This is a genomic window from Hymenobacter sp. 5317J-9 (genome assembly GCF_022921075.1).
Taxonomy (GTDB): domain Bacteria; phylum Bacteroidota; class Bacteroidia; order Cytophagales; family Hymenobacteraceae; genus Hymenobacter.
Genome location: NZ_CP095050.1, coordinates 1217543 through 1243134 on the forward strand (window position 1 = coordinate 1217543; position 25592 = coordinate 1243134).

Here is a 25592-nt window from a genome sequence, read left to right on the forward strand (position 1 = left end):
TCTTTTATTAAAATCAAATGTTACAACCGAAAAGGACCAAGTATCGCAAGATGCAAAAGGGTCGCGTAACAGGCTTGGCCTACCGCGGCAGCTCCATAGACTTCGGTTCGTTCGCTATCAAGTCGCTGGAAGTGTCTTGGATTACGGCTCGCCAAATTGAGGCTGCCCGTATCGCCATGACCCGCGCCATGAAACGCGAAGGGCAAGTATGGATTCGCATTTTCCCCGACAAGCCGATTACCAAGAAGCCCGCTGAGGTGCGCATGGGTAAAGGCAAAGGCTCGCCTGAGTATTGGGTGGCCTGCGTGAAGCCCGGCCAAATCATGTTCGAGTCGGACGGTGTGTCGCTGGAAGTAGCTAAAGAATCGCTGCGTCTGGCGGCTCAGAAGCTCCCCGTAAAAACTTCATTCGTGGTTCGCCGCGACTATACGGACGCTGCTTAAGTCATGAAGAACAAGACCGACCTCAAAGGCCTTTCCGCTGAAGCGCTGAAAGAGCAAATCAAAACCGAGCAGGCTCAGGGCCAGCAGCTGCGTTTCGCCCACGCGATTTCGCCCCTGGAAAACCCCGCCCGCCTCAAGGCCAACCGTAAAAACGTCGCCCGCTTGCTCACCGAGCAGACTCGTCGGAACAACGAGCAGGCCTCTAACCCCGCTTAATTCCGATGGCAACCGACGTAACAACCCAAGACCAAGCCGTAGCTGAAGACTCGCGCAACATGCGCAAGGAAATCACCGGCACGGTAACGAGCTCGAAGATGGACAAGTCCATCACCGTGGCTGTGGTGCAGAAACAAAAGCACCCCAAGTACGGCAAGTTCGTGACCAAAACCACGAAATTCCACGCCCACGACGAGAAAAACGAGTGCGGCGAAGGCGACACGGTGCGCATCATGAGCACCCGTCCGCTGAGCAAGACCAAGCGGTGGCGCCTGGTTGAAATTGTTGAACGCGCTAAATAATCTGAACCGATGATACAGCAAGAATCCCGCCTGACGGTGGCCGACAACAGCGGCGCCAAGGAAGTCCTCTGCATCCGCGTTTTGGGTGGCACGGGCAAGAAATACGCCAGCGTTGGCGACAAGATTGTGGTGGCCATCAAGTCGGCTATCCCTTCGGGCAACGCCAAGAAAGGCACCGTGAGCAAGGCCGTGGTGGTACGTGTGAAGAAGGAAGTGCGCCGCAAAGACGGTTCGTACATCCGCTTCGACGACAACGCCGCCGTGTTGCTCAACAACAACGACGAGCCCCGCGGCACGCGCATCTTCGGCCCAGTGGCCCGCGAGCTGCGTGAGCGTCAGTTCATGAAAATCGTATCCCTAGCCCCCGAAGTACTCTAAGCCATGGCTATCAGAAAAGCAGACCCCGTGCAGCTGCACGTAAAGTCGGGCGATACCGTGAAGGTGATTGCTGGCGACGAAAAGGGCAAAACCGGCGTTATCAAGTCGGTGAACCGGGTGACTCAGCGCGTAACCGTTGAGGGCCTGAACCTGGTGACGAAACACAACAAGCCGAGCGCCAAATCGCCCCAGGGCGGCATCACCAAGATGGAGGCGCCCATGCACGTGAGCAACGTGCAGGCTATCAACCCCACCACCGGTGAGCGGGTACGTAAAGGTGCCGCCGCGGCCGCAGCTCCGGCTGCTGCTCCGGCCAAAGCCAAGCGTGCCTCTGCCAAAACGGCTTAAGCAGCCCCCACCATCATGGCCCGTCTCAAAGACATTTATAAAAAAGACGTCGTACCCGCGCTCCAGGAGAAATTCCAGTTCAAGAGCATCATGCAGGTACCCCGTATCACCAAAATCTGCATCAACCGCGGCATTGGCGCGGCGGTAGCCGACAAGAAATTGGTCGACAACGGCGTGGAAGAGCTGACGGTTATCACCGGCCAGAAAGCCATTGCCACCATCGCCAAGAAATCGGTGTCGAACTTTAAGCTCCGCGAAGGCATGCCCATCGGCGCGAAAGTGACGCTGCGCGGCGAGAAAATGTACGAGTTCATGGACCGTCTGCTGACGGTAGCCCTGCCCCGCGTACGTGACTTCAAAGGCATCAACGACAAAGGGTTCGATGGTCGTGGCAACTACACGCTCGGCGTGAAGGAGCAAATCATCTTCCCCGAAATCTCGATTGACAAAATCAAAGGCATCTCGGGCATGGACATCACGTTCGTGACCACGGCTGAGAACGATGAGCAGAGCTACGAGCTGCTGAAAGCGTTCGGGATGCCTTTCGCCAACGCTAAAAAAGACGCTTAATCTTCCGAACTCATGGCTAAAGAATCCATCAAAGCACGGGAGCGCAAGCGCATTGCCACCGTGGCCCGCTACGCTGAGAAGCGCAAGGCTCTGAAAGCTGCCGGCGACTACGAAGGTCTCGACAAGCTGCCCAAAAACGCTTCGCCCGTGCGCCTGCACAACCGCGACATGATTGACGGCCGCCCCCGCGGCTACATGCGCAAGTTTGGCATTAGCCGCGTGCGTTTCCGCGAAATGGCACTGGCCGGGAAAATCCCCGGTGTGACCAAGTCGAGCTGGTAGTATCCGGTTTAGGCTTTTCGCTAAGCAATTCGATAGACGCTTCAGCTTCGGCTGGGGCGTCTATTTTTGTTTATGGGACCATCACCAAAAAATGCTTTCAAAACGGTTGCTTTCGTCTTTATAAGCCTCCTTTATGCTTGTCAGACCAAACTCGATTTGAAACATACTCTGGTTTCAAAAAAATCAAGATTCTGGGATATATACGATACGAAGCACAAAATCATAAGAAGTGGTTACCGCTTTTATGACGATGGAAGATGCTTTCTGTATATCTACGACAAAAGAGACAGGTCAATGGGTTTGTATAGCAGCGATAATATGTTGTCAAACACATGGTCTATAAGGGACAGTGTTTTGACAATTAATGACAGACATGCGTCGGTACTGAAGTTTTCATCTGATTCAATTTATCTGCAGTTCATGCCGAGTCTGTATAATGTGATTTTAGTTAAATCCCATGCAAGACCCATTCATAAATAGAGCCACAGAATCTTATTTCTGACCCGTCCCAGCCAATCCTGCTTCCTCGGCTGCTGGGCCGGCGGGTAGTGTGGAACGGTTATAAATCTCCAGAGTCCTGCGCCCCTCTAAGTTTCTTCAGATGCGCGCCGGGCGGATGGGGGAGGAGTAGCAATATAGTCAAGCCGTACTATTTGGTCTGCTAGTGCGTTAAAGCAACCCCTGTTGCTACGGCGCTGCCGTGGCTATTTTCTCATCCTCTCTTCAGCCGGAACCCATGCGGATACCTTTCTTCCAGACCAAACGCGCCACCCCCAACACCGCACCCAAGCCGCCCAAAACCAAAACCCGGGAGTGGGCCGACTCGCTCATTTTTGCGATTGTAGCTGCTACGCTGCTCCGTTGGTCGGCGGTGGAAGCCTACACTATTCCTTCCGAAAGCATGGAGGGCACGCTGCTGGTTGGCGATTACCTCATGGTGAGCAAGCTGCACTACGGCCCTATCACGCCCCAAACACCCCTGCAGGTACCCCTCACGCACCAAACCCTGTGGGAGCACGGCCCGCAGAGCTATTCTGACCTCATTCAGATGCCCACCTACCGCTTCCCGGGTTTCAGCTCGGTGAAGCGCAACGACGTGGTGGTATTTCACGTGCCGCATGAGCAGCGCCCCGCTGATGTGCGCACCAACCTCATCAAGCGCTGCATCGCGGTGGCGGGCGACACGCTGAGCATCCGTAGTGGCCAGGTGTTCCTCAACGGCCAGCCTGGCCCGGTGGCCGGTCGTCCGCAAACCACCTACTTCCTGGAAGTGCCTGCGCCTAACGATGAAATTGTGGCGGCGCTGCGCGCTCAGGGCGTGGTCGACTACCGCGAGCCCGATGGCGTGCCCCGCGCCATCATCAACCCTGAAACGAGCAAGCCCGGCTTCGTAATCAGCTGCCCGGCCGAGGTGGCCGCCTACTTCCGCCGGCAGCCCTACACGAAGTCGCTGGAGGTGGTGCAGTATCCCGTGCAACTGTTCCCCGACGTGGCCGACTTCGATGTATCGCAAGCCGCCAGTGCCACTCCCCGCCGCTGGCAGCTCGACGACTATGGCCCGCTGCCCGTGCCAAAGAAAGGCCAGACCATCACACTCACGCCCGCCAACGCGGCGGTCTACTACAAAATCTTGTCGCAGTACGAGCACAACTCCGGCATCACCTGGCAGGATGGCATGATACAGCAAAACGGCCAGCCCCTCACCCGCTACACCATCAAGCAGAACTACTACTTCATGATGGGCGACAACCGCCACAACTCCGAAGACTCCCGCTTCTGGGGCTTCGTGCCGGAGGACCATATCGTGGGCAAAGCTGTGTTCACGTGGCTGTCGCTCGACCCTAATGCGGATGTGCTGCACAAGGTCCGGTGGAGCCGGCTGTTCCGACCCATTGAGTAACCACGCCTCGCCTCGCAGGCCACCAGAAAATTGGGATAATTGAAACAAATGGGGTTGTTCCGGTATTCGGAGCAACCCCATTTGCCGTTATAGCCTACGCCAGCCTCCGCGCCGGTTCACGTTATTTACTCCTCACCACCTATCATGGAATTACCCATCACCACCGGCTGGATTGGCCTGGGCAACATGGGCACGCCCATGGCCCGCCGCCTGCTCGCCGCCGGCCTCCCCGTTATCGCCTACAACCGCAGCCCCGCCAAAGCCGACGCCCTGCGCGCCGAGAGCGCCACCGTCGCGCCCACGCCGGGCGCCGTACTCGATGCCGCGCAAGTCGTCTTCCTCATGGTGTCCGACGACCAAGCCACCCGGGAGCTATTCACCGGGGAGGACGGCCTGCTGCAGTCGTCTACAACCGGCAAGCTCATCATCAACATGAGTACCGTGTCGCCCGGTGTTAGCCAAGAGATGGCCGAGCTGAGCCGCGTCCACGGCCATGAGTACCTCGATGCCCCCGTATCCGGCAGCGTGAAGCAGGCTGAAACCGGCCTGCTCGCCATCATGGTCGGCGGCGATGAAGCCGTGTTCAAGCAAGCGCAGCCCTTATTCGCGCATCTCGGCAAGCTGGCCCTGCGCGTGGGCCCCACCGGCGCGGGCAACAATGCCAAACTGGCCATGAACACCCTGCTCGGCTTCCAGGCTCAAGGTTTGGCCGAAGCCGTCCTGTTTGCCCAGCAGCACGGGCTGCAAACGGCCGACTTGCTCGAACTCATCAAGAGCAGCGCCCTCGCCAGCGTCTTCATCAACCTCAAGGGCGACGCCATTCTCAACGAGAACTACCAGGCCGCCTTCGCCCTCAAGCTGCTCGCCAAAGACCTGCGCCTGGCCAAAGCCGAAGGCTCGGACACCCCGCTAGCCAAGGTGGTTCACCAAACCTTTCAGGAGGCGGAAGCTACGCATGGCGACGAGGACGTGATTGCCATTCTCAAGCACCTGAAGCAGCAATAGTGCTTCCCCCGATTCGGTATTTTTGGGGTCGCGGCTGTCCATTAGTCAAGAATATTTCTGTCAGGCACTTGCAAAAGCTCCTGAAAGCCTGCTACCTTTGCACTCCCAAAACCTGAGGCTTGCCTCGAAACCATTTGGCAGGTTGCCAAAAGAAACCATTGGCCGGACCGTCGCCGGGCGTGCCAAGTAGTCTTAACCCGAAATTTCGTTGGTCCCGTTGGGCACCCGGCGAAATTTTCTTATCTTTGCGCTCCGAAAAAAGCGGACGTATTTAACACATAATGAACACTGACCCTATTGCCGACTACCTGACCCGGGTACGCAACGCCATCAAGGCGAACCACCGGGTGGTAGAAATCCCGGCCAGCAACATCAAAAAGGAAATCACGAAAGTGCTGTACCACAAAGGGTACATCCAGTCGTACCGTTTTGATGATTCGTCGGTTCAGGGCACCATCAAAATCGCCCTGAAGTACAACCCCACCACGAAGGCCCCTGCCATCACCAAGCTGCAGCGCGTTTCGACGCCCGGCTTGCGTCAGTACGTGGCCGCCGACAACCTGCCCCGCGTCCTCAGCGGCCTGGGTGTGGCCATCATCTCGACCTCGAAAGGCGTGATGACGGAGAAAGAGTGCAAAACCGAGAACGTGGGCGGCGAGGTGCTGTGCTACGTGTACTAGTCCGGAACCGCTTTAGCAAATTCAATTATGTCACGTATTGGTAAACTGCCGATTTCCGTCCCCGCCGGGGTCGCTATTTCGGTCGACAAAGACAACGCGGTGACGGTGAAAGGCCCCAAAGGCTCGCTCACTACGCAAGTAGACCGCGACATCACCGTAGCCATCGAAGACGGTACCCTCACCGTAACCCGTCCTACCGAGCAGAAGCGCCACAAGGCCATGCACGGCCTCTACCGCTCGCTCATCAACAACATGGTGACCGGTGTTAGCGCTGGTTTCGAGAAGAAACTGGAGCTCGTAGGCGTAGGTTACAAAGCCTCGCTCGTGGGCAGCACGCTGGAACTGGCCCTCGGATACTCGCACAACGTGTACATCGCCCTCCCCGGCGAAGTATCCGCTACCGCAGTAACCGAAAAGGGTAAGAACCCGATTGTGACGCTCAACAGCATCGACAATCAGCTGCTGGGCCAGGTGGCCGCCAAAATTCGTTCGCTGCGCAAAGTGGAGCCCTACAAAGGCAAAGGTGTGCGCTTCGTGGGCGAGATTATCCGTCGCAAAGCTGGTAAAACGGCCTCTAAATAAATTCGCATCATGGCATTTGATAAAGCAACTCGCCGCAAGCGGATTCAGCGCATCATCCGCACGAAAGTGTCCGGCACCTCGGAGCGTCCGCGCCTGTCGGTGTTCCGCAGCAACACGGGCATTTATGCTCAGATTATCGACGACACGACCGGCCGCACCCTGGCTGCCGCTACGTCGAAAAAAGTAACCGCCGAAGGTGGCAATGGCGTGGCCCTGGCCGCTGCCGTAGGCCGTCAGGTAGCCGCGGTTGCCCTGGAGAAAGGCATCACGAAAGTGGTGTTCGACCGCTCGGGTTACCTCTACCACGGTCGCGTAAAATCATTGGCTGAAGGTGCTCGCGAAGGCGGCCTCAATTTCTAAACTATCATGGCGCAAGAACGCGACAACAATCGTCCTGGCGGAGACCGTCAGCGCAGCAACGACCGCGACCGGAACAAGGACAACTCCCGCATGGGTGCTGACTCCGACTTCAAAGAAAAAGTAGTAGCCATCAACCGCGTAGCGAAGGTGGTGAAAGGCGGTCGCCGCTTTAGCTTCTCTGCCATCGTGGTAGTAGGCGACGGCAACGGCAACGTAGGCTACGGCCTCGGCAAAGCCAACGAAGTAACCGACGCCATTGCCAAAGGCATTGACGACGCCAAGAAGAACGTGGTGAAAGTGCCGATGTACAAGCACACCGTTCCTCACCTCATGGAAGGCCGCTACGGCGGTGGTTTCGTGCTCATCCAGCCCGCAGCGGCTGGTACGGGTGTAATCGCCGGCGGTGCTATGCGCGCCGTGTTCGAGAGCGCCGGTATCAAGGATGTGCTGGCGAAGTCGAAAGGCTCGTCGAACCCTCACAACGTGGTGAAAGCGACGTTTGCAGCCCTCGCCAAAATGCGTGACCCGTTGCAAATCGCTCAAGCCCGTGGTATTTCTTTGGCCCGCGTTTTTAACGGTTAATTGACATGGCACAAATTCAAGTAAAGCTCGTGCGCAGCGCCATTGACCGCCCCGAGCGTCAGAAGCGCACCGTTCAGTCCCTCGGCCTGAACAAACTCAACAGCACCGCTACCCACGAATCGAACCCGTCCATCCTGGGCATGGTGAAGAGCGTGCAGCACCTGCTCCAAGTAACCGAACTGTAAGACTATTATCGTCATGCTTAATCTCAGCAATCTATCGCCCGCCTACGGCTCGACTAAAAACGAGAAGCGGATTGGCCGGGGCGAAGGCTCCACGCGCGGTGGCACGTCGACCCGTGGTCACAAAGGCGCCAAGTCGCGTTCGGGCTACAAGCGCAAGTCCGGCTTCGAAGGTGGCCAAATGCCCCTCCAGCGCCGTGTGCCCAAGTTCGGCTTCACGAACATCAACCGCGTCGAGTACAAAGCCATCAACCTCGATGTGCTCGCTGGCCTCCTCGAGAAGAACAGCGCCACCACCCTGGATGCCGCTTACTTCGTGGCCGCCGGTCTGGTTTCGAAAAACGCCAAAATCAAAGTTCTCGGCCGTGGCGAAATCGCCACTGCTGTAGAAGTTCATGCTCACGCCTTCTCGAAATCGGCTGTTGAAGCCATCGAGAAAGCTGGCGGCAAAGCGGTAACGCTCTAATAGCTACCTTCGGCAATGAATAAGTTTATCGAGTCGATAAAAAACATTTTTGCGATTGAGGATTTGCGTACGCGAATCCTCAACACGCTTTTCTTCATTGCCATCTATCGCCTAGGCGTTTACGTGGTGTTGCCGGGCGTTGACCCCACGCAACTCAAGACCGGCGCCCAAGGCTTGTTTGGCATTCTGGATACGCTGCTTGGCGGCGCGTTCAGCCACGCGTCCATCTTCGCGCTGGGCATCATGCCGTACATCTCGGCGTCGATTGTGTTGCAGCTGCTCACCATCGCCGTGCCCTACTTCCAGAAGCTCCAGAAGGAAGGCGAGTCGGGACGTAAGAAAATCAACCAGTACACCCGGATTCTCACGATTCCGATTGTATTGGCCCAATCGGTTGGCTTCATCGCCACGATTAACGCCGAAGCCATCATCAATCCCGGCACGTTCTTCACCGTCTCGACCATGATTATCATCACGGCCGGCACGTTGTTCTGCATGTGGCTGGGCGAGAAAATCACGGACAAAGGCATCGGCAACGGTATCTCCATGATTATCATGATTGGTATCGTGTCGCGTCTCCCCGGTGCCATCATCGGTGAGGCCGCTGCCAAAGGCGTAAACAAATCCCTCATCTTCCTGCTGGAAATGGTAGTGCTGTTCCTCGTCGTAATGGCGGTTATCGTGCTCACGCAAGCGGTTCGCCGCATCGCGGTGCAGTACGCTAAGCAAGTTGGCGGCACCACGCAGTTGGATGCGCAGCGTCAGTTCATTCCCCTCAAGGTGAATGCGGCCGGCGTAATGCCCATCATCTTCGCCCAGTCGTTGATGTTCGTGCCCGCCATCGTGGCTTCGGTATGGCAGAACCAGAGCGATACCGCCAGCTACATCGGCGTGAAGTTTTCGGACTACACCTCGTGGCAGTACAACCTGACCTTCGGCCTGCTGATTATCATCTTCACCTACTTCTACACGGCCATCAGCGTTAACCCTAACCAGATTGCCGATGACCTGAAGCGGAGCGGTGGTTTCGTACCCGGCGTGAAGCCTGGCCGCGATACCTCGGAATTTATTGATGAAATCCTGACCCGTGTAACGCTGCCTGGTGCAGTTGCCCTTGCGCTGATTGCCATTTTCCCGGCCATTGCTCTGCTCTTAGGCGTGACTCGTCCGTTTTCGGCTTTCTATGGCGGTACATCGCTCATCATTATGGTGGGTGTGGTGCTCGACACGGTGAACCAAGTACAGAGCTACCTGCTTATGCAACACTACGATGGCATGATGAAGTCGGGCAAGCTGCGCGGTCGCACGGCACAACCGATTTCCATAGCTTCGTAAACAGCTATGAGCGGCAGCATTCAATATAAAACCGAAGAAGAAATTGACCTTATTCGTGCCAGTGCTCAACTGCTGGCCAAGGCCCACGGCGAAGTCGCGGGCATGGTAAAAGAAGGAGTGACAACGCGGCAGCTCGATAAGCGCGCGGAGGAATTCATCCGGGACCATGGTGGGTTGCCGTCCTTCAAAGGATACAATAAGTTTCCCTTCAGCCTGTGCCTCTCACCGAATTCGGTAGTAGTGCACGGGTTTGCCACCGATGAGCCGCTGAAGAGCGGCGATATTTTGACGGTGGACTGCGGGGTTTTTCTGAATGGCTTTCATTCAGATAGTGCTTACACTTACCCAATCGGGGAGGTGGCGCCGGAAGTATTGGCTTTGCTACGAGAAACCAAAGCAGCCCTGTACAAAGGCATTGAGCAAGCCGTGAGCGGCAACCGAGTCGGCGACATCAGCTACGCCATCCAGAACCATGTGGCCCCGATGGGTTACGGGGTGGTGCGCGAGTTGGTTGGCCACGGAGTTGGCGCTAAGCTGCACGAGAAGCCTGAGGTGCCGAACTACGGCAAGCGGGGTTCTGGGCCGCTCTTGCAAACGGGTTTGGTGTTGGCCATTGAGCCGATGGTGAACTTGGGCAAGAAGGATGTGGTGCAGGAAGCGGATGGTTGGACCATTCGCACCAAGGACCGCAAACCCTCGGCGCACTTTGAGCACACCGTTGTTGTTAGAAAAGAGAAGGCAGAAATTCTGACCTCCTTTGAATTCATAGAAAAAGCATTGCAGTAGCCCTTATGGCAAAACAAGCCTCGATTGAGCAGGACGGTACCATCCTCGAAGCCCTCTCTAACGCCATGTTCCGCGTGGAGTTGGAGAACGGCCACCAGCTGATTGCCCACATTTCGGGTAAGATGCGGATGCACTACATCAAGATTCTGCCCGGCGACAAGGTGAAACTGGAAATGTCTCCCTACGACTTGTCGAAGGGCCGCATCAAGTATCGTTATAAATAAACTCGTTTCTCTTCACAGGTCATGAAAGTAAAAACCTCGGTGAAAAAGCGTAGCGTGGACTGCAAACTGGTCCGCCGTAATGGCAAGCTCTACGTCATCAACAAAAAAAACCCCCGCTTCAAGCAGCGTCAGGGCTAATCCAATTTTAGAATCCCGGAGCCTTGGGTACTGGTAAGGTTACTTACCGCCTTCCAAGCCGCTGCCGGGGTTCTGTCCGCAAACACATAACCACACACAATGGCTCGTATCGCAGGGGTTGATATCCCGGACAACAAGCGCGGCGAAATCGCCCTGACTTACATTTTCGGCATTGGCCGGAGCAACTCCAGCAAAATCCTCACGCAGGCTGGTGTTGATTTGAACAAGAAGGTGAAGGACTGGACCGATGAGGAGTCGGGTGCCGTCCGCGCCATCATTGCCGCCGAGCACAAGACTGAGGGCGTGCTGCGCTCGGAAGTAACGACGAACATCAAGCGTTTGATGGACATCGGCTGCTACCGCGGTCTGCGTCACCGCAAAGGCCTGCCGGTTCGTGGTCAGCGTACCAAGAATAACTCGCGTACCCGCAAGGGCAAGCGCAAAACGGTGGCCGGCAAGAAGAAGGCAACGAAATAAACTTAACCGGGAATCGGCGCTGGCTCTGGCGGGTAGCATACTCGCGCAGCCAGCGCCAACACCTCCCGCATTTTTTGCGATAACCAAATGGCACAAAAAAGAAAAGACAAAGCCAAGAAGCGCGTTGTCGTGGTGGAGCAGGTGGGCCAGGTACACATCCGTGCCTCGTTCAACAACATCATCATCTCCATCACCAACAACAACGGTCAAGTTATTTCGTGGGCTTCGGCCGGCAAGATGGGCTTCCGTGGTTCGAAGAAAAACACGCCCTACGCCGCTCAAATGGCGATGAGCGACTGCGGCAAAGTGGCCCACGACCTGGGCATGCGCAAAGCCGAAGTATTCGTGAAAGGCCCGGGTTCGGGCCGTGAGTCGGCCATCCGCGCCCTCGGCAACGTGGGCATTGAGGTGACCACCATCCGCGACGTAACGCCGCTGCCCCACAACGGCTGCCGCCCCCCCAAGCGTCGTCGCGTTTAGTTTTTCACTTCAGTTAGGATAATAAGATGGCACGTTATACCGGCCCTACCTCAAAAATTGCCCGTCGCTTCAACGAGCCGATTTTCGGCCCCGACAAAGCGCTCAACAAGAAAGCCTATCCTCCGGGTCAGCACGGCCGCGGCCGCCGCAAGAAGCAGTCGGAATACGCCGTGCAGCTGATGGAGAAGCAGAAGGTGAAGTACATGTACGGCATGTTGGAGAAGCAATTCGAAAACCTGTTCCACAAGGCTGCCACCATGCCCGGCATCACCGGCGACAACCTGCTCGCTTTGCTGGAAGCCCGTCTCGACAACACAGTGTACCGTTTGGGTATTGCCTCGACGCGTCGCGCTGCTCGTCAGCTGGTGGGCCACAAGCACATCACCGTGAACGGTGAAGTGGTGAACATTCCTTCGTACCACCTGCGTCCCGGCGACATTGTGGCCGTGCGTGAGAAGTCGAAGTCGCTCGAAGCCATCACCACGAGCCTGTCGGTTCGCAACTCGCGCCAGTTCTCCTGGTTGGAGTGGGACGGCAAGGAGCTGGCTGGCAAATTCACTACTGCCCCCGCCCGTGAACTGATTCCAGAGAAAATCACGGAACAGCTCATCGTCGAATTGTATTCGAAGTAATTAGCGCTACTGGTAGCGGCCCGGCAATTTGCCGGGCCGCACTTGTGCTTACTCGTCTATATAGCGCATGCGTTGAGCTTGCGCTTACTGCGTTTAAGCTGTCAGCGTGCAAGATTTTAATTAACTGGCGCAAGCACCCGCGTGCGCTACAACTTTTTTAACGCCCCACATATGTCAATCTTAGCTTTTCAGATGCCGGAGAAAGTGGTGATGGAGAAATCCGACGACTTCACCGGGACGTTTGAATTTAAGCCGCTCGAGAAGGGCTACGGCGTCACCATCGGCAATGCGCTGCGTCGCATTCTGTTGTCGTCGCTGGAGGGTTTCGCTATCACGTCGGTGCGCACCAGCAGCGTGCTGCACGAGTTTTCGACCATCGAAGGCGTGATTGAGGACATGTCCGAAATCATCCTGAACCTGAAGATGGTCCGCTTTAAGAAAGTGAGCGATGCCATCTCGGATAAAATTACGGTGCGCGTGAAAGGCCAGGATACCTTCTCGGGTGCCGACATTGCCAAGTTCGCCAGCGGTTTCGAGGTGCTGAACCCCGACCACGTGATTGCCCACCTCGACCCCAGCGTGGAGCTGGAGCTGGAGCTGACGATTGCCCGTGGCCGCGGCTATGTGCCCGCCGACGAGAACAAGCCGGCTGACCAAGTATTCGGCCAAATTGCCATCGATGCCATCTACACGCCCATCAAAAACGTGAAGTACAGCATCGAGAACACCCGTGTGGAGCAGAAGACCGACTACGAGAAGCTCATCATTGAGATTCAGACCGACGGTTCGATTCACCCGGAGGAGGCGCTGAAGGGCGCCGCCAACATCCTCATCCAGCACTTCATGCTGTTCTCGGACAACACGATGACCCTCGAGGGCCCGCGCGTGACCGAAGACGAGCCGATTGATGAGGAAACCATGCAGATGCGCAAGATGCTCAAGACTCCCCTGGAGGACATGGAGCTCAGCGTACGCGCCAAGAACTGCCTCAAGGCCGCCGACATCAAGACGATGGGCGAACTGGTGCAGCTCGAAATTGCCGACATGATGAAGTTCCGCAACTTCGGCAAGAAGAGCCTGACCGAACTCGAAAACCTCGTGGAAGAGCGTGGCCTGGAGTTCGGCATGGACCTGAGCAAGTATCGTCTCGACGAAGAATAGCAGCGATGGCTGAACCGTTGGAGAGTTGACTGCGTTGCAGTCGGCCGACAAAGGTTCAGCCATTCGTTTTTCCCCTTTTTTATTTTTAACCAGTGTGCCCAAGGGGCAGCGGTTCTAATGAGGCCTTGGAGGCCCGCCGTGGTCGCCGCCCGCAAGCACACACATTTTTTAACGTCCAATGCGACACGGAAGAAAAGTTAACCAACTGGGCCGTACCACCGCCCACCGCCACGCGATGCTGTCGAACATGGCTTCGTCGCTCATCCTGCACAAGCGTCTGACGACGACGGTGGCCAAAGCCAAAGCCCTGCGTAAGTACGTGGAGCCGATGCTGACCAAGTCGAAGGAAGACACGACGCACTCGCGTCGTATGGTGTTTGCTGCGCTGCAGGACAAAGAGTCCATCAAGGAGCTGTTTGGCAACATTTCGGGCAAGATTGCCAACCGTCCCGGTGGCTATACCCGCATCCTGAAGCTGAGCGATACCCGTCTGGGCGACAACGCCGAGATGTGCATCATCGAGCTGGTGGACTTCAATGAAACCCTGATTGAGTCGAAGCAGGCTGCCGCTGACAAGGCTGCTGCTGGCACTACCCGTCGTTCGCGTCGTGGTGGCAAGAAAGCTGCGGGCGATGCCGCTACTTCGGCTACCGAAGTAAAAGGCGAAGCTGTGGCTCCCGCTGCCGTAGTTGAGCAGTCGGCTCCGGCTGACACGGCTACCGAAACCGTGAAAGACGGCGAGAGCCGCGAAGAAGCTAAGGCTGACGAAGCCGGTGCTTAATTCGTAGCAATTGCTGCAAAGTTGAAAGGGGCGCTCCGCAAGGGGCGTCCCTTTTTTGTTGGAGCAGGCCGCTCTATTGCTTCTATCTAGCCCGTTTGAAAACATGGGCTGTGGCGGTTTTACCCGGCCAGAGGTGCATATGCCGGCCGATTCCCGTACGTTTGCAGCATATTTAACTGTTTACCAAACGCCCTGCTATGAGCTTCATTTCGCAAATTCATGCCCGCCAAATTTTTGATTCCCGTGGTAATCCGACGGTAGAAGTGGACGTCACGCTCGATTCGGGCGTGGTGGGCCGCGCCGCGGTGCCCTCGGGCGCCAGCACCGGCAAACACGAAGCCGTAGAGCTGCGCGACGACGACAAGTCGATGTACATGGGCAAAGGCGTGCTCAAGGCCGTGGACAACGTCAATTCCCGCATTGCCGAGGAATTGGTAGGCTTCTCGGTGTATGAGCAGGCCCTGCTCGACAAGATTATGCTGGAGATGGACGGCACGCCCAACAAGGCCAATTTGGGCGCCAACGCCATTCTGGGCGTGAGCCTGGCGGCGGCCCGCGCGGCCGCGCAGGACGCCGGCATGCCGCTGTACCGCTACGTGGGCGGTGTAGGTGCTACCACGCTGCCCGTGCCGATGATGAACATCCTGAACGGCGGCTCGCACGCCGACAACTCCATCGACTTCCAGGAGTTCATGATTATGCCCACGGGCGCGTCGTCGTTCTCGGAGGCTCTGCGTTGGGGCACCGAGATATTTCATCACCTGAAAAACGTGCTCAAGAAGCAAGGCTTCAGCACCAACGTGGGCGATGAGGGCGGTTTTGCGCCGAACATCAAGTCGAACGAGGACGCCATCAAAATTGTGTTGCAGGCCATCGAAACGGCCGGCTACCGCCCGGGTGAGGACGTGTTCATTGCCATGGACGCGGCCGTGTCGGAGTTTTACGAGGACGGCGTGTACCACTTCAAAAAGAGCACCGGCGACAAGCTGACTTCCTCGCAAATGGTGGACTACTGGGCCGACTGGATGAAGAAGTATCCCATCATCAGCCTCGAAGACGGCATGGACGAGGACGACTGGACCGGCTGGAAAGCCTTGACTGAGCGCGTGGGCAAGCAAACCCAGCTGGTGGGCGACGACCTGTTCGTGACCAACGTGAACCGCCTGCAGCGCGGCATCGACGAAGGCATTGCCAACGCCATTCTCATCAAGGTGAACCAGATTGGCACGCTCACCGAAACGATTGACGCCATCAACCTGGGCCGCCGCAACGGCTACAAGAGCATCATGAGCCACCGCTCGGGCGAGACGGAGGACAACACCATCGCCGACCTGGCCGTGGCCCTGAACACCGGCCAGATTAAGACCGGCTCGGCCTCGCGCTCCGACCGCATGGCCAAGTACAACCAACTGCTCCGCATCGAGGAGGAACTAGGCGAAGTGGCCTACTTCCCCGGCAAGAAAATGTAGGGAATCCTCTTGGGCACCAACAGAACGGCCGGTTTTGCGTGAGCGAAGCCGGCCGTTCTGTTATCTTTACCCTGATGCAACTACCCTCGGTTATCGGTCCGGTGCTGCGCGTGTTCCGCAGCTTTTATTTCCTCACTGGGATGGGCTTTCTGGTGTGGATGTTGGTGTTTGACGCCAACGACCTGGGCAAGCAGTTCGACATCTACCGCAAGTGGCAGGAGCTGCGCAACGAGAAGCAATACTATCTCGACAACATTGAAGTGGTGAAGAAGGAGCGGGCCGAGCTGATGAGCTCGCCGGCGCTGCTGGAGAAGTTTGCACGGGAGAAATACCTCATGAAGCGGCCGGGCGAGGACGTGTTTGTGCTGGTGCCCGCCACCGAGGAGTAGGCGGCGGGCTGGCGCGCTACGGGTCGCCTGCGCCGAAACGGCCGTACTTTGGGCCATGCAAGCACACAAAAAGGCGCTGCTGATAGCTGGGCTGCTGATGGCGTCCTGCGGCTGGGTGAGCGCCCAGGGCAGCCCAACACCAGCGCCGCGACTGAGCCAGGCTCAGGCGGCCCACCAATTTCTGCGGGCGGTGCTGCGGGCCGACTATGCGGCGGCTTACCGGCGCATGGCGCCGGAAGTGCGGCACACCATCAGCCTGGTCCAATTTGAGACGTCGGCCAGGCCGCTGTGGCGCAGCGGGCAAAAGCACCGGCAAGCCATTGAACTCTACAAGCTGGGGGTGCGGCTGGGCGATGGCGGCGCCTCGCGGCTGTTCTACGCGTTTTCCTTCGCCGCTGATTCTGCGCGCAAGCCGCCGCCGGTGCTGCTGGAGGTCACGTTCCGAGACACCGCGGCGCGGGCAGTGCTGGGGTTTGGGCTGCGCGCTAACACCCCACCATTGCCCGCCAAGCCGTCAGTAGCACCGCGAAAGCGCTAAATACGGAACGTTGGCACCTGTTCAAGGATGGGCCTTATAGAACTACAGCGCTGGCACAAAACTTTTTTTGTGCTCGTTTATGCCGAATCCGTAAGCTAAACGGATGGAGTGTGAGATGGTACCGGTGCGGTTGCGGGTTTCGTACTGGCCAGCATGGCCGCCCGGCCATAATAGCGCTGCAGGCCCACCGCCAGCCAGAACAGCACAATCACGCGGGGCTCCTGCCAAAAATCCTGCGTGAAGGAATGCAGCAGAAAAAACACGGTGTACACCGTGAAGCCCACTTGGGCCGGCGTTTGCTGCCAGCGAAACACCCACCGCAGCTGTCGCAGTATGAGGTAGCCCAGCAGCAGCACGCCGCTGAGAAAGCCCAGCGCGCCCGACTCGGCCAGCCAGTCGAGGTAGAGGTTGTGCGCGTTCATGCGGCGCAGGGTGGGGGTGTAGTTGGGGTGGGCGGGGTCGTGGCGCACGAAGTCGAGGTAGCGGTCGGGAAACGTGCCTGGGCCAACGCCCACCACGGGCTCCTGCTGAAACAGCGTGAGGCTGTAAACCCAGCGGCTCATGCGCTCGGCGTTCGACTCGTTGGTCGAGGAGAAGTCGCTTACTGAACCCAACTCGTGCAGCAAATCGGTTTTGGTGCGCGTGGGCGGGTGCGGGTGCACAATGTTGATAACCTGCCACGCGCCAAGCACCAGCCCGCCCGCCACGGCCCAGGGCAGCAACAGCCGGATGCCCGCCTCGCGCCCCGAAAAGGCCAGCAGCAGCAGCGCCTGCGCCAGCAGGGAGATGTAAGAAGCCCGCGAATACGAAAACGCCACCACCATGAGCACGCAGGCCAGTGCGGCGGTGAGGGAAAAGCGCCCCCGCTGGCTTTGGGCCCGCGGGTGAAACAGCAGCACCATGTTCAGGAGCAGCACCAGGGGCTCGAGCAGCACTGTGAGGTTGGTGTGGCCGTGCTCTAGGAACGGCTGGGCGATGAAATACGACACCGTGTAGGAAATGCCGATGGTGGCGTGGTGCGCCAACGTGTAGGCGGCCAACGCGGCCGTGCCCAGCGCCAGCGCCCCCAGCGCCCGAAACCACTCCGTGCGTTCCAGCCGCAGCACGCGCTGTACGCCATAGCCAAACATGGCGTAGAGCAGCACGGCCGCAAAATACTTGGCCGACACCAGCGGCGAACTGGAAAAGACGCTGGACAAAAACAGCGCGCCGAAGTGCAGGCCGATAAGCTTATCGAGGCGGCGCGTCGTGCGCGGCCACGCCACCCAGCCCGCCAGCAGCCCCAGCCCCAGCACGCCCACCGTGAGGGCCATGAGGGGTTCCGAAGCCACCATCAGCCCGAAGTGCCAGCGCGCCGAAAACCAGTCGACCGAAAGCGGCAGGCTGGCCAGCGAAACGTAGAACAGCCCCAGCAGCAGCGAGCGAAAACGCGAAGAATCCATGCGGAAAAAGGTAGTGCACCACCGGGGCGCAACGAGGCGCCGGGGCTAGCCGATTTTCTTGCCCGCCATGGCCTGCTGAATGGAAATGTTCATCACGCGCTCGGCGTAAGGGCGCGTCAGCTCGTCGAGCTCGTCCATGGCCTTCAGGATGGGGTCGCGCTCAGTGCCGGCCAGGGCCGTGCGCACGGTGGCTACCTGCGCGGCGGTGGCCGTCAGTTCTTCTTCGGTGAGGTGCTGGCGGTTTTTGCGGGTGAAGTTGTCGACCTGGTACAGCAGCTGCTCGGCGGCCGTGCGGGCTTCAATGAGCAGGCGGGTGGCCACGTCCTCCTTGGCGTTCATCAGCGAGTCCATCAGCATTTGTTCCACCTGCTCGTCGGTGAGGCCGTATTGGGGCTTGATTTCAACCTGCTGGCGCGTGTTCGAGCGCAGCTCGATGGCTTCTACTTTCAGGATGCCGTCGGCGTTGAGCAGAAAGTTCACGTCGACTTTGGGCAGGCCCGCCGGCATGGCCGGAATACCCGTCAGCACGAACTCGCCCAGCTTGCGGTTCTGGCTCACGAGGTCGCGCTCGCCTTGGTACACGGCAATTTTCAGATTCACCTGGCCGTCGACGCTGGTGGTGTATTGGCGACCGGCTTTGGTCGGAATCTTGGAGTTGCGCGGGATGATGGGGTCGAGCAGGCCGCCCAGCGTTTCGATGCCCAGCGTGAGCGGGGTCACGTCAAGCAGCAGCACGTCGCGCCGGTTGCCCGCCAGAATGTCGGCCTGAATGGCGGCGCCGAGGGCCACCACTTCATCGGGGTTCAGCGAGTTGTTGGCGGGCTGGCCGAAGAACTCCGACACCGCCTCGTACACCAGCGGCACGCGGGTGGAGCCGCCCACCAGCAGCACGGCGTCGAGCTTGGTTTCGAGCTTGGCATCGGCCAGAGCTTGGCGGCAGGCCGCAATGGTGCGGTCCACCAGCGGACGAATGAGGTCGTTGAACTGCGCGCGGGTGAGCGTGACGGTGGTATTCTGGCCGGCCTCGTCGGTGAGGTGGGTGGTGAAGTCATCGTGCTGGCTGAGGTATTTCTTGGCCATTTCGGCCGCCAGGCGCAATTGCTGCTGCAGGTGCGGATTGGTGTGGAAAGACGTGGGCAGGCCGAAGGTGCGGGTCCAGTGGTCCACCACGGCGCGGTCGAGGTCGTCGCCGCCCAGGTAGGTGTCGCCGTTGGTGCTCAGCACCTCAAAAATGCCCTGCTGAATGCGCAGGATGCTGATGTCGAAAGTGCCACCGCCGAGGTCGTACACGGCCACCGTCTTCTCTTCGTCGGGGTCGAGGCCGATGCCGTAGGCCAAGGCGGCGGCCGTGGGCTCGTTCACGATGCGCAGCACTTCGAGGCCCGCCAGGCGGCCGGCGTCGCGCGTGGCCTGGCGCTGCGAGTCGTTGAAGTAGGCCGGCACGGTGATGACGGCCCGGTTCACGGGCGTTTTGAGGGCGTGCTCGGCGCGGGCGCGCAGCTCGCGCAGGATGTCGGCTGACAACTCGATGGGCGAGTAGAACCGGTCGTCGACCCGAATTTTCACCAAGCCCTCGGAATTGTCGTCGATGACCTTGTAGCCCAGCTGCTGGGCGTGCTCGCCGAGGTCGCGGTAGCTTTTGCCCAGCAGGCGCTTCACCGAGTAAATGGTGCGCTGCGGGTCGGTGAGCAGGAACTCGCGAGCTTCGGTGCCCACCACGGGCTCGGCGCCGTCGGTGGGGAAGTGCACCACCGAGGGCACGATGCTGCCGCGGCCGAGGTCGTTGATGGCCACGGGCTGGCGGGTTTCGGGGTGCACGTAGGCCACCAGGCTGTTGGTGGTGCCCAGGTCGATGCCCACGATGATTTCTTCTTGCTGGAGGCTGCCGGTGGCAAGGTTGATAGCGACTGTAGCCATATAAAGGAGGGGCCCGCGGTGGCGCGGGCCCGGAGGAAATAAAAAAATAACGCCGGCTGGCGCCAATACAAAAGTAGCCCCTAAACAGGCCCGGGCTGGAAATGATGCAACCGGGAGCGGCCGGCTATTTACAATGCCTGAATTTTATTCGAAGATTTTGATATTATTTCAAACCAAAACCATTGTAGGGCTCGTAAGGAAAGGACAAATGCTGTAAACATTTGGGAATCCGAAATATCCGGCCGTTACGGTGGCAGGTGTTCAGGCTCCGCATTGCCTATTTTTTCACCTTTTCCTTTCAAGCTTTTTACATGAAAAACCTGCTTACTCGTCCCCTGTTCCACGTTGCTCTGCTCGCAACTTCGGTGGGAGGGATGTTGGCCTGGAGTGGCCAACACAACACGCTGGAGGCCTCGAGCCACCGCGAAGCCCCGCTCATCGCCGACGACCCGCTGGCCGATAACACCGACCTCTACGCCTTCCGTAGCCCCGAATTTCCGGGCAACGATGCGAATGCCGCTGTTACCATCATCGCCAACTATATTCCGCTGGAACTGCCCCAGGGCGGTCCCAACTACAACACGTTTGGCGAAAACGTGCGCTACGAAATCCACATCAAGAACGGCACGGCCGGCAATGCCGGCGACGACATTACGTACCGTTTCACCTTCACCCGCACCAACCAGGACCCGACCACGTTCTTTAACATCCGGTTGGGACAGCAGAACCTGAAAACCACCTACATCTGCGAAAAAAGCACGGGTGGTGGGGCATTCAGCACCATCGTAAGCAATGGCATTGTGCCGCCGCCCAATGTAGGGCCGCGTTCCATTACCAGCGCGGCCGGTTTGAACACCACCTACGCCACGCTGATGACTAACGCCATCCAGACGCTCGCCGATGGTACCAAAATATTCTGCGGTCCCACCGATGACCCGTTCTTCGCCGACTTGGGCGGCATTTTCGACCTGGGCGGTATCCGTGCTCCCGGCTCAGCCCGCGACGGCCTGGCCCGCAAAAACACCCACGCCATCGCCATGCAGATTCCGGTGTCGTTGCTGAAGAAGGCCAGCGCCCCGGCTCTGACCGGCACCACCAACATTCTCGATTCTAACTACATCATTGGCGTGTGGGCCTCGGCCAGCCGTCCTTCCACTCGCGTGCTGTCGGCCACGGGGGCCGCGCCCACTACTTCGGGCAATTACGTGCAGGTGTCGCGCATCGGCATGCCGCTGCTGAACGAAGTTATTAACCCCATTGGGGCCAAAGATGCCTGGAACGCGGGCTCGCCCTACGCCGAGGTGGCCGCCACCGACGATTACCTGTCGAACCCCGAACTGGGTTTGTACATGGCCGACAACGTGCCCGTGGCTCCGGCCGCTCCTAAGCCCGCTGGCCAGACCTATTACGGCGAAGCCGTGCCCGGCCTGGGCCCGCTGCGCATCCAATCGAAGTCGCTGGCTGGCCAGGCCCTGCTGGGCGGTTCGTCTTTCGCTGGTTTTGACTTCCGCAACGGCGCGGCCGGTGTGAGCGCCCTGGCCGGCACGCCTCTGGTGGCCGGCACGGCCCTGGCCCCATTGGCCAGCGGCGGCTACGGCGAGTACCTGCTGCGCCCTGGCAAGCCCCGCTCGGTTGATATCCTGCCCATCTTCCACACTGGTGTGCCGAACGCCATTCCCTACCAATTGGCAACTGGCAAAGCCGGCAACCCGCTGGCTGCTGGCAAGCCTTTCATCAACAACTTCCTGCTGGTGGGGGCCTCGGCCAACAACCCCGGCGGCGACATGTTGCGCTTGAACATGGCCGTGCAGCCTACCGCTCGTAACTCGGCTGATTTCAGTTCCGACGGCCTGTTGGCCGCCGCTGTACTTGGGCTCACCGATAGCCGGTACAATGCCAGCAATGCGCTGCAAGCCATCCCGAACATGGACGGCTTCCCCAATGGCCGCCGTCTGGAGGATGACGTGACCCGTATTGAGTTGAAAGCCGTTGGTGGCGTGGTACTGGCCGCCATTGGCCTGTGGTACGACGACTACACGCCTTCGTCGACGAACCCCGTGACCGCCCAGCTGGGCCGCGTGCTTGGCTTCAACGCCGGCGTCAGCGCCAACGACACCACGTTCCGCATCTCCTTCCCCTACGTTCAGACGCCGTGGAGCGGCACCACCGCGCAGCGAGTGGCCTTGGCCCAGCGCTCGGCCAGCCTCGGCCTTTCGCCTAACTTGACCGTGGCCCAAGCTTTCCCGAACCCCTTCGTGGACCGCACTACGCTGCACTTCGAGCTGCCCACCCGCGGCACCTTGAGCCTCGTGATTAGCGACGCTACCGGCCGCCGCGTGGCCACCGTAGCCAAGGACAAAGCATTTGCCCAAGGCGTGAACGAACTGACCTGGACGCCGGGCCGCGACGTGGCCCCCGGCCAGTACATTGCCACTCTCTATAACGGCAGCACGGTAGTGCAGTCGGTGCGCATCGAGCGCCAATAATCGGAGTTCTTTGACCGCTGAATAAAGAGCCGCCGTTAGGCCCCGTAATGGGCTGGCGGCGGCTCTTTTTCGGTTAGGGTTTTTGCGGCCTTACCTTGTTGCCAATTGATTTTCTGCGCTTGTGAAAAAGTATCTATACCCAAGTTTGCTGGTGGTGTTTGGGCTTTTGGCCCTCGCCATCTTCGTGTTTAAGAAACCTGCTGTGCGTACGCCCGAGCTGAAAGAGCGGCACGGCGACCTGGCCGCCGGTGGCGAGTGGCTGAACACCAAAGCCGCCATCGAGGGCCTGCTGGCCAAGCTGCGCCAAAACCCCAACGACCACAAAAGCCGCCTACTGCTCGCCCAGGCCTACATGCAGGAAGCCCGCGTGACCGGCGACCACCCATACTACGACGGCGCGGCCATGGCGCTGCTCGAAGAAGTGCTGCAGGCCGAGCCCGACAACTTTGAGGCACTGTGCTGCAAAGCCTCGCTCAGCCTCACGCAGCACCACTTTGCCCAGGGCCTGGGCATTGCCGAGCAAGCCCGACAGCTGAACCCCAACAGCGGCTTCGTGTACGGCCTGCTGACCGACGCCAATGTGGAGATGGGCCACTACGACGAAGCCATCAAAATGGCCGACAAGATGAACGAGCTGCGGCCCGACCTGCCGGCGTATGCCCGCGTGAGCTACCTGCGCGAGATTTACGGCGACGTGCCCGGCGCCATTCAAGCCATGGACATGGCCGTGAAAGCCGGCTACATCGGCCTGGAGCAAACCGAATGGACCCGCGTGGCCCTGGGCCACCTCCACGAGATAAGCGGCGACACGGCCCGGGCCCGCGGCTACTACCTCATGGCACTGGCGGCGCGCCCGGGCTATGCCTACGCCCTGGCGGGCATGGGCCGCATTGCGGCGGCGCGGCACGACTATCCGGCGGCCATCAAGTACTACCAGCAGGCGCGGGGCTTGGTGAAAGACTACGCTTTTGCCGACGAGCTGACGGACCTGTACCGCCTGAACGGCCAGCCTGATGAGGCAAAGAAAATGGCCGAAGAATCGATTGCGATGCTGGCCAGCGCCGCTCAGGAGGCCGACGACAACGAGCAGATGGGCCACTACGCCGACCGCGAGCTGGCCTACGCCTACCTCAAAACCAACGAGTTGGACAAGGCCCTGGAGCACGCCAAGATTGAGTACGCCCGCCGGCCAGATAACATCGATGTGAACGAAACCATGGCCTGGGTGCTCTACAAGCGCGGGCAGTACGCCGAGGCGCAGAAATACATGCAGGTGGCCCGCCGCACGGGCTCCAAGAACCCCGTGCTGCTGGGCCGCGCCGGACTCATCCTCACCAAGCTGGGCAAAACCGCCGAAGGCCAGGCCCTGCTCGAAAGCTCCCTGAAAACCGCGCCTTACCTCAACCCCGAAATTGCGGCCGAGGGCAAAAAGCTGCTGGCTGCCCGCTGATATGAGCCTAACCGCCGGACCGTTTTGGGGCAGAAAGTGGGCGCGCCGCGCCGCGCTGCTGCTGCCTGCGCTGGTGCTGCTGGCGCTGCCGGCCGCCGCGCACGTGCTCAACACGGACCTGAGCAAGCTCTCGCGCACCGAGATTTTCTGGACCTATCTGCAGCTGGGCTTCACGCACATCATTCCGCTGGGGTTCGACCACATTCTGTTCATCATTAGCCTCTACATCTTGGAGCCGCGGCTCAAGCCGGTGCTGCTGCAAGCCACGGCCTTCACGGTGGCGCACTCCATCACGCTGGGCTTGGCCATGTACGGGCTCATTCAGCCGCTACCCGCCGTCATCGAGCCCATTATCGCGCTGTCCATCCTGTTCGTGGCCATCGAAAACATCATCACCGACCGCCTCAACCCCTGGCGTGTGGCGGTGGTGTTTGGTTTTGGGCTGGTGCACGGCATGGGCTTCGCCAGCGCCCTCACCGGCCTGGGGTTGCCGCCGAAGGACTATTTCGGCTCACTGATTTCCTTCAACGTGGGCGTGGAGGCCGGGCAGGTGGCCGTTATTCTGCTGTGCTGGGCGCTGGTGGGCCGCTGGGCGGCTCACAAAACCTGGTACAAGCAGCGGGTGGTGGTGCCGGTGTCGGTGGTCATCGGCCTGGTGGCGGCCTACTGGACTGTAGAGCGCGTGTTCTTTTCCTGAAAAAAATATCGACGGCTAACCCTTCAGCCGTCTTGTTTCCGTAACTGCCTATATGCTTCGCCAATACCTCACGCTGCTGTTGCTGCTCAATTACCTGCTGGTAGTTGGGGCCGGCCTCGTGGAGCGTCCGGCGCGGCCCATTACCCGGCCGTTTGCCTACGTGCACAGCCGGGATTGCCAGCTAAAGCACACCTTGCGCGTAGGCTGTTTCGACGATTGCAACGGCGTGCAATACAACGTGAAGAAGGCCGGTGAGCGGCCGCCCCTACAACAGCTGCTCAGTTCTTTTAAGGGGCTCGATACGCACTGCCTGTCGGCGGTGCGGGTAGCGTTTGCCCGGCCGGTTGCGGCGTTTGCCCGGCCGCGGTGTGCCACCCGCGAGGCGGCCGTGTTGGTGGGGTTTCGGGGAGAAATTGAATTGCCGCCCCGTCGGGGATAAGGTGGGCTTCTACCTATTTGGTATTCGGTTCGAAGCCAAACGGGGCCACCGCGCACGCTGCCAACGGGCAGCCGTGCTGCGCCATCTTATCCAATAACCGACGCGGCTTGCCGGGCCACCGCGCCCCGCTGCGTTCAATTCTTCACTACCATGATTTTCCGGGCCAATTCCCTCCAACCCGTGGCGGCTGCCACGGGCAATGCTTCCTGTGTGCAACTGCCGGCCGCAGGCCGACTTGCCGCCAACCCCTTGGGCCTTAGCGCCCGACAGGCGCTGCCAGGCGAAGCCGGCGGCATGCGCCATCAGTCGCGCGGCCACCTGGGCCGGCAGCGCACCCAGCACCAGGTGCAGTGCCGCGCCAATTGCATGAGCAAGGCCAATTTCTAGTCTGAGCGGGCGGCTTCGCTGCGGCGAGGCCGCTTTTTCGGCTTCCTCCATCCCTTGCTTCTTCACTT

General features: G+C 59.3%; 34 protein-coding genes. 32 read left to right on the plus strand and 2 right to left on the minus strand.

Features of this window, described 5'->3' with window-relative positions; translation table 11 throughout:
- The first annotated feature begins 17 nt into the window (after positions 1-17).
- The 27 genes from rplP (at position 18) to MUN81_RS05025 (ending at position 16706) form a co-directional block, all read left to right on the plus strand.
- Complete coding sequence (gene rplP, locus MUN81_RS04895) at positions 18-443, plus strand: 50S ribosomal protein L16 (protein WP_046246580.1); 426 nt, start codon at positions 18-20, stop codon at positions 441-443.
- 3 nt (positions 444-446) lie between these two features.
- The gene (gene rpmC, locus MUN81_RS04900) at positions 447-659 is read left to right on the plus strand and encodes a 50S ribosomal protein L29 (protein WP_196291010.1); all 213 of its coding nucleotides are present in this window, start codon (positions 447-449) and stop codon (positions 657-659) included.
- Positions 660-664: 5 nt separating this feature from the next.
- Complete coding sequence (gene rpsQ / locus MUN81_RS04905) at positions 665-961, plus strand: 30S ribosomal protein S17 (protein ID WP_196286022.1); 297 nt, start codon at positions 665-667, stop codon at positions 959-961.
- 9 nt (positions 962-970) lie between these two features.
- Positions 971-1339: a 50S ribosomal protein L14 gene (gene rplN / locus MUN81_RS04910; RefSeq protein ID WP_035567895.1), complete on the plus strand. Its 369-nt coding sequence runs from the start codon at positions 971-973 to the stop codon at positions 1337-1339.
- Positions 1340-1342: 3 nt separating this feature from the next.
- Positions 1343-1687 carry a 50S ribosomal protein L24 gene (gene rplX, locus MUN81_RS04915; protein WP_196291011.1) on the plus strand — a complete coding sequence of 115 codons (345 nt, stop codon included), beginning with the start codon at positions 1343-1345 and terminating at the stop codon, positions 1685-1687.
- A gap of 15 nt (positions 1688-1702) precedes the next feature.
- Complete coding sequence (gene rplE / locus MUN81_RS04920) at positions 1703-2257, plus strand: 50S ribosomal protein L5 (protein WP_201985298.1); 555 nt, start codon at positions 1703-1705, stop codon at positions 2255-2257.
- Positions 2258-2269: 12 nt separating this feature from the next.
- The gene (gene rpsN / locus MUN81_RS04925) at positions 2270-2539 is read left to right on the plus strand and encodes a 30S ribosomal protein S14 (RefSeq protein WP_035567891.1); all 270 of its coding nucleotides are present in this window, start codon (positions 2270-2272) and stop codon (positions 2537-2539) included.
- 736 nt (positions 2540-3275) lie between these two features.
- Positions 3276-4439, plus strand: a complete 1164-nt coding sequence (gene lepB / locus MUN81_RS04930) for a signal peptidase I (protein WP_245115528.1) — start codon at positions 3276-3278, stop codon at positions 4437-4439.
- Positions 4440-4583: 144 nt separating this feature from the next.
- Complete coding sequence (locus MUN81_RS04935) at positions 4584-5444, plus strand: NAD(P)-dependent oxidoreductase (RefSeq protein ID WP_245115529.1); 861 nt, start codon at positions 4584-4586, stop codon at positions 5442-5444.
- A 281-nt stretch (positions 5445-5725) separates the two neighbouring features.
- Positions 5726-6124: a 30S ribosomal protein S8 gene (gene rpsH / locus MUN81_RS04940; protein ID WP_068191741.1), complete on the plus strand. Its 399-nt coding sequence runs from the start codon at positions 5726-5728 to the stop codon at positions 6122-6124.
- A 27-nt stretch (positions 6125-6151) separates the two neighbouring features.
- The gene (rplF, locus tag MUN81_RS04945; RefSeq protein ID WP_245115530.1) at positions 6152-6706 is read left to right on the plus strand and encodes a 50S ribosomal protein L6; all 555 of its coding nucleotides are present in this window, start codon (positions 6152-6154) and stop codon (positions 6704-6706) included.
- 9 nt (positions 6707-6715) lie between these two features.
- The gene (rplR, locus tag MUN81_RS04950; RefSeq protein WP_245115532.1) at positions 6716-7066 is read left to right on the plus strand and encodes a 50S ribosomal protein L18; all 351 of its coding nucleotides are present in this window, start codon (positions 6716-6718) and stop codon (positions 7064-7066) included.
- Between the two features lie 90 nt (positions 7067-7156).
- Positions 7157-7648, plus strand: a complete 492-nt coding sequence (gene rpsE / locus MUN81_RS04955) for a 30S ribosomal protein S5 (protein WP_035567955.1) — start codon at positions 7157-7159, stop codon at positions 7646-7648.
- Positions 7649-7653: 5 nt separating this feature from the next.
- Entirely contained in the window at positions 7654-7833 is a 180-nt protein-coding gene (rpmD, locus tag MUN81_RS04960; protein ID WP_190925707.1) for a 50S ribosomal protein L30, read from the plus strand.
- Positions 7834-7846: 13 nt separating this feature from the next.
- Positions 7847-8296, plus strand: coding sequence for a 50S ribosomal protein L15 (rplO, locus tag MUN81_RS04965; protein ID WP_196291018.1), 450 nt, complete (start codon positions 7847-7849; stop codon positions 8294-8296).
- Positions 8297-8311: 15 nt separating this feature from the next.
- Positions 8312-9631 (plus strand): preprotein translocase subunit SecY, encoded by a 1320-nt coding sequence (gene secY, locus MUN81_RS04970; RefSeq protein WP_190925713.1) that lies wholly within the window; start codon positions 8312-8314, stop codon positions 9629-9631.
- A gap of 6 nt (positions 9632-9637) precedes the next feature.
- Complete coding sequence (map, locus tag MUN81_RS04975; RefSeq protein ID WP_245115533.1) at positions 9638-10417, plus strand: type I methionyl aminopeptidase; 780 nt, start codon at positions 9638-9640, stop codon at positions 10415-10417.
- Positions 10418-10422: 5 nt separating this feature from the next.
- Positions 10423-10641: a translation initiation factor IF-1 gene (infA, locus tag MUN81_RS04980; protein WP_035567874.1), complete on the plus strand. Its 219-nt coding sequence runs from the start codon at positions 10423-10425 to the stop codon at positions 10639-10641.
- A 21-nt stretch (positions 10642-10662) separates the two neighbouring features.
- Positions 10663-10779: a 50S ribosomal protein L36 gene (rpmJ, locus tag MUN81_RS04985; protein ID WP_046246595.1), complete on the plus strand. Its 117-nt coding sequence runs from the start codon at positions 10663-10665 to the stop codon at positions 10777-10779.
- 99 nt (positions 10780-10878) lie between these two features.
- Positions 10879-11256, plus strand: coding sequence for a 30S ribosomal protein S13 (rpsM, locus tag MUN81_RS04990; protein ID WP_245115535.1), 378 nt, complete (start codon positions 10879-10881; stop codon positions 11254-11256).
- A gap of 87 nt (positions 11257-11343) precedes the next feature.
- Positions 11344-11736: a 30S ribosomal protein S11 gene (gene rpsK, locus MUN81_RS04995; RefSeq protein ID WP_035567868.1), complete on the plus strand. Its 393-nt coding sequence runs from the start codon at positions 11344-11346 to the stop codon at positions 11734-11736.
- A 26-nt stretch (positions 11737-11762) separates the two neighbouring features.
- Positions 11763-12368 (plus strand): 30S ribosomal protein S4, encoded by a 606-nt coding sequence (gene rpsD / locus MUN81_RS05000; RefSeq protein ID WP_245115537.1) that lies wholly within the window; start codon positions 11763-11765, stop codon positions 12366-12368.
- A 171-nt stretch (positions 12369-12539) separates the two neighbouring features.
- Positions 12540-13529: a DNA-directed RNA polymerase subunit alpha gene (locus MUN81_RS05005; protein ID WP_190925743.1), complete on the plus strand. Its 990-nt coding sequence runs from the start codon at positions 12540-12542 to the stop codon at positions 13527-13529.
- A 178-nt stretch (positions 13530-13707) separates the two neighbouring features.
- The gene (rplQ, locus tag MUN81_RS05010) at positions 13708-14310 is read left to right on the plus strand and encodes a 50S ribosomal protein L17 (protein WP_245115543.1); all 603 of its coding nucleotides are present in this window, start codon (positions 13708-13710) and stop codon (positions 14308-14310) included.
- Positions 14311-14507: 197 nt separating this feature from the next.
- The gene (gene eno, locus MUN81_RS05015) at positions 14508-15779 is read left to right on the plus strand and encodes a phosphopyruvate hydratase (RefSeq protein ID WP_245115544.1); all 1272 of its coding nucleotides are present in this window, start codon (positions 14508-14510) and stop codon (positions 15777-15779) included.
- A 74-nt stretch (positions 15780-15853) separates the two neighbouring features.
- Positions 15854-16168 carry a septum formation initiator family protein gene (locus MUN81_RS05020; RefSeq protein WP_245115546.1) on the plus strand — a complete coding sequence of 105 codons (315 nt, stop codon included), beginning with the start codon at positions 15854-15856 and terminating at the stop codon, positions 16166-16168.
- A gap of 55 nt (positions 16169-16223) precedes the next feature.
- Positions 16224-16706 carry a hypothetical protein gene (locus tag MUN81_RS05025; protein ID WP_245115548.1) on the plus strand — a complete coding sequence of 161 codons (483 nt, stop codon included), beginning with the start codon at positions 16224-16226 and terminating at the stop codon, positions 16704-16706.
- 95 nt (positions 16707-16801) lie between these two features.
- Here MUN81_RS05025 and MUN81_RS05030 read toward each other — a convergent pair whose 3' ends face one another.
- Together MUN81_RS05030 and hscA are read right to left on the minus strand one after the other, a co-directional pair.
- The gene (locus tag MUN81_RS05030; protein ID WP_245115549.1) at positions 16802-18148 is read right to left on the minus strand and encodes an O-antigen ligase family protein; all 1347 of its coding nucleotides are present in this window, start codon (positions 18146-18148) and stop codon (positions 16802-16804) included.
- Between the two features lie 45 nt (positions 18149-18193).
- Positions 18194-20065: a Fe-S protein assembly chaperone HscA gene (gene hscA, locus MUN81_RS05035; protein ID WP_245115551.1), complete on the minus strand. Its 1872-nt coding sequence runs from the start codon at positions 20063-20065 to the stop codon at positions 18194-18196.
- 311 nt (positions 20066-20376) lie between these two features.
- Between hscA and MUN81_RS05040 the strand changes: the two genes are divergently transcribed.
- From MUN81_RS05040 to MUN81_RS05060, 5 genes are all read left to right on the plus strand, one after another.
- Complete coding sequence (locus tag MUN81_RS05040; protein ID WP_245115552.1) at positions 20377-22551, plus strand: DUF4331 domain-containing protein; 2175 nt, start codon at positions 20377-20379, stop codon at positions 22549-22551.
- Positions 22552-22672: 121 nt separating this feature from the next.
- The gene (locus tag MUN81_RS05045; RefSeq protein ID WP_245115554.1) at positions 22673-24001 is read left to right on the plus strand and encodes a tetratricopeptide repeat protein; all 1329 of its coding nucleotides are present in this window, start codon (positions 22673-22675) and stop codon (positions 23999-24001) included.
- A gap of 1 nt (position 24002) precedes the next feature.
- Positions 24003-24698: a HupE/UreJ family protein gene (locus MUN81_RS05050; RefSeq protein ID WP_245115556.1), complete on the plus strand. Its 696-nt coding sequence runs from the start codon at positions 24003-24005 to the stop codon at positions 24696-24698.
- A 52-nt stretch (positions 24699-24750) separates the two neighbouring features.
- Positions 24751-25137 carry a hypothetical protein gene (locus MUN81_RS05055; protein ID WP_245115558.1) on the plus strand — a complete coding sequence of 129 codons (387 nt, stop codon included), beginning with the start codon at positions 24751-24753 and terminating at the stop codon, positions 25135-25137.
- Positions 25138-25287: 150 nt separating this feature from the next.
- The gene (locus MUN81_RS05060; RefSeq protein WP_245115560.1) at positions 25288-25524 is read left to right on the plus strand and encodes a hypothetical protein; all 237 of its coding nucleotides are present in this window, start codon (positions 25288-25290) and stop codon (positions 25522-25524) included.
- Positions 25525-25592: the final 68 nt, after the last annotated feature.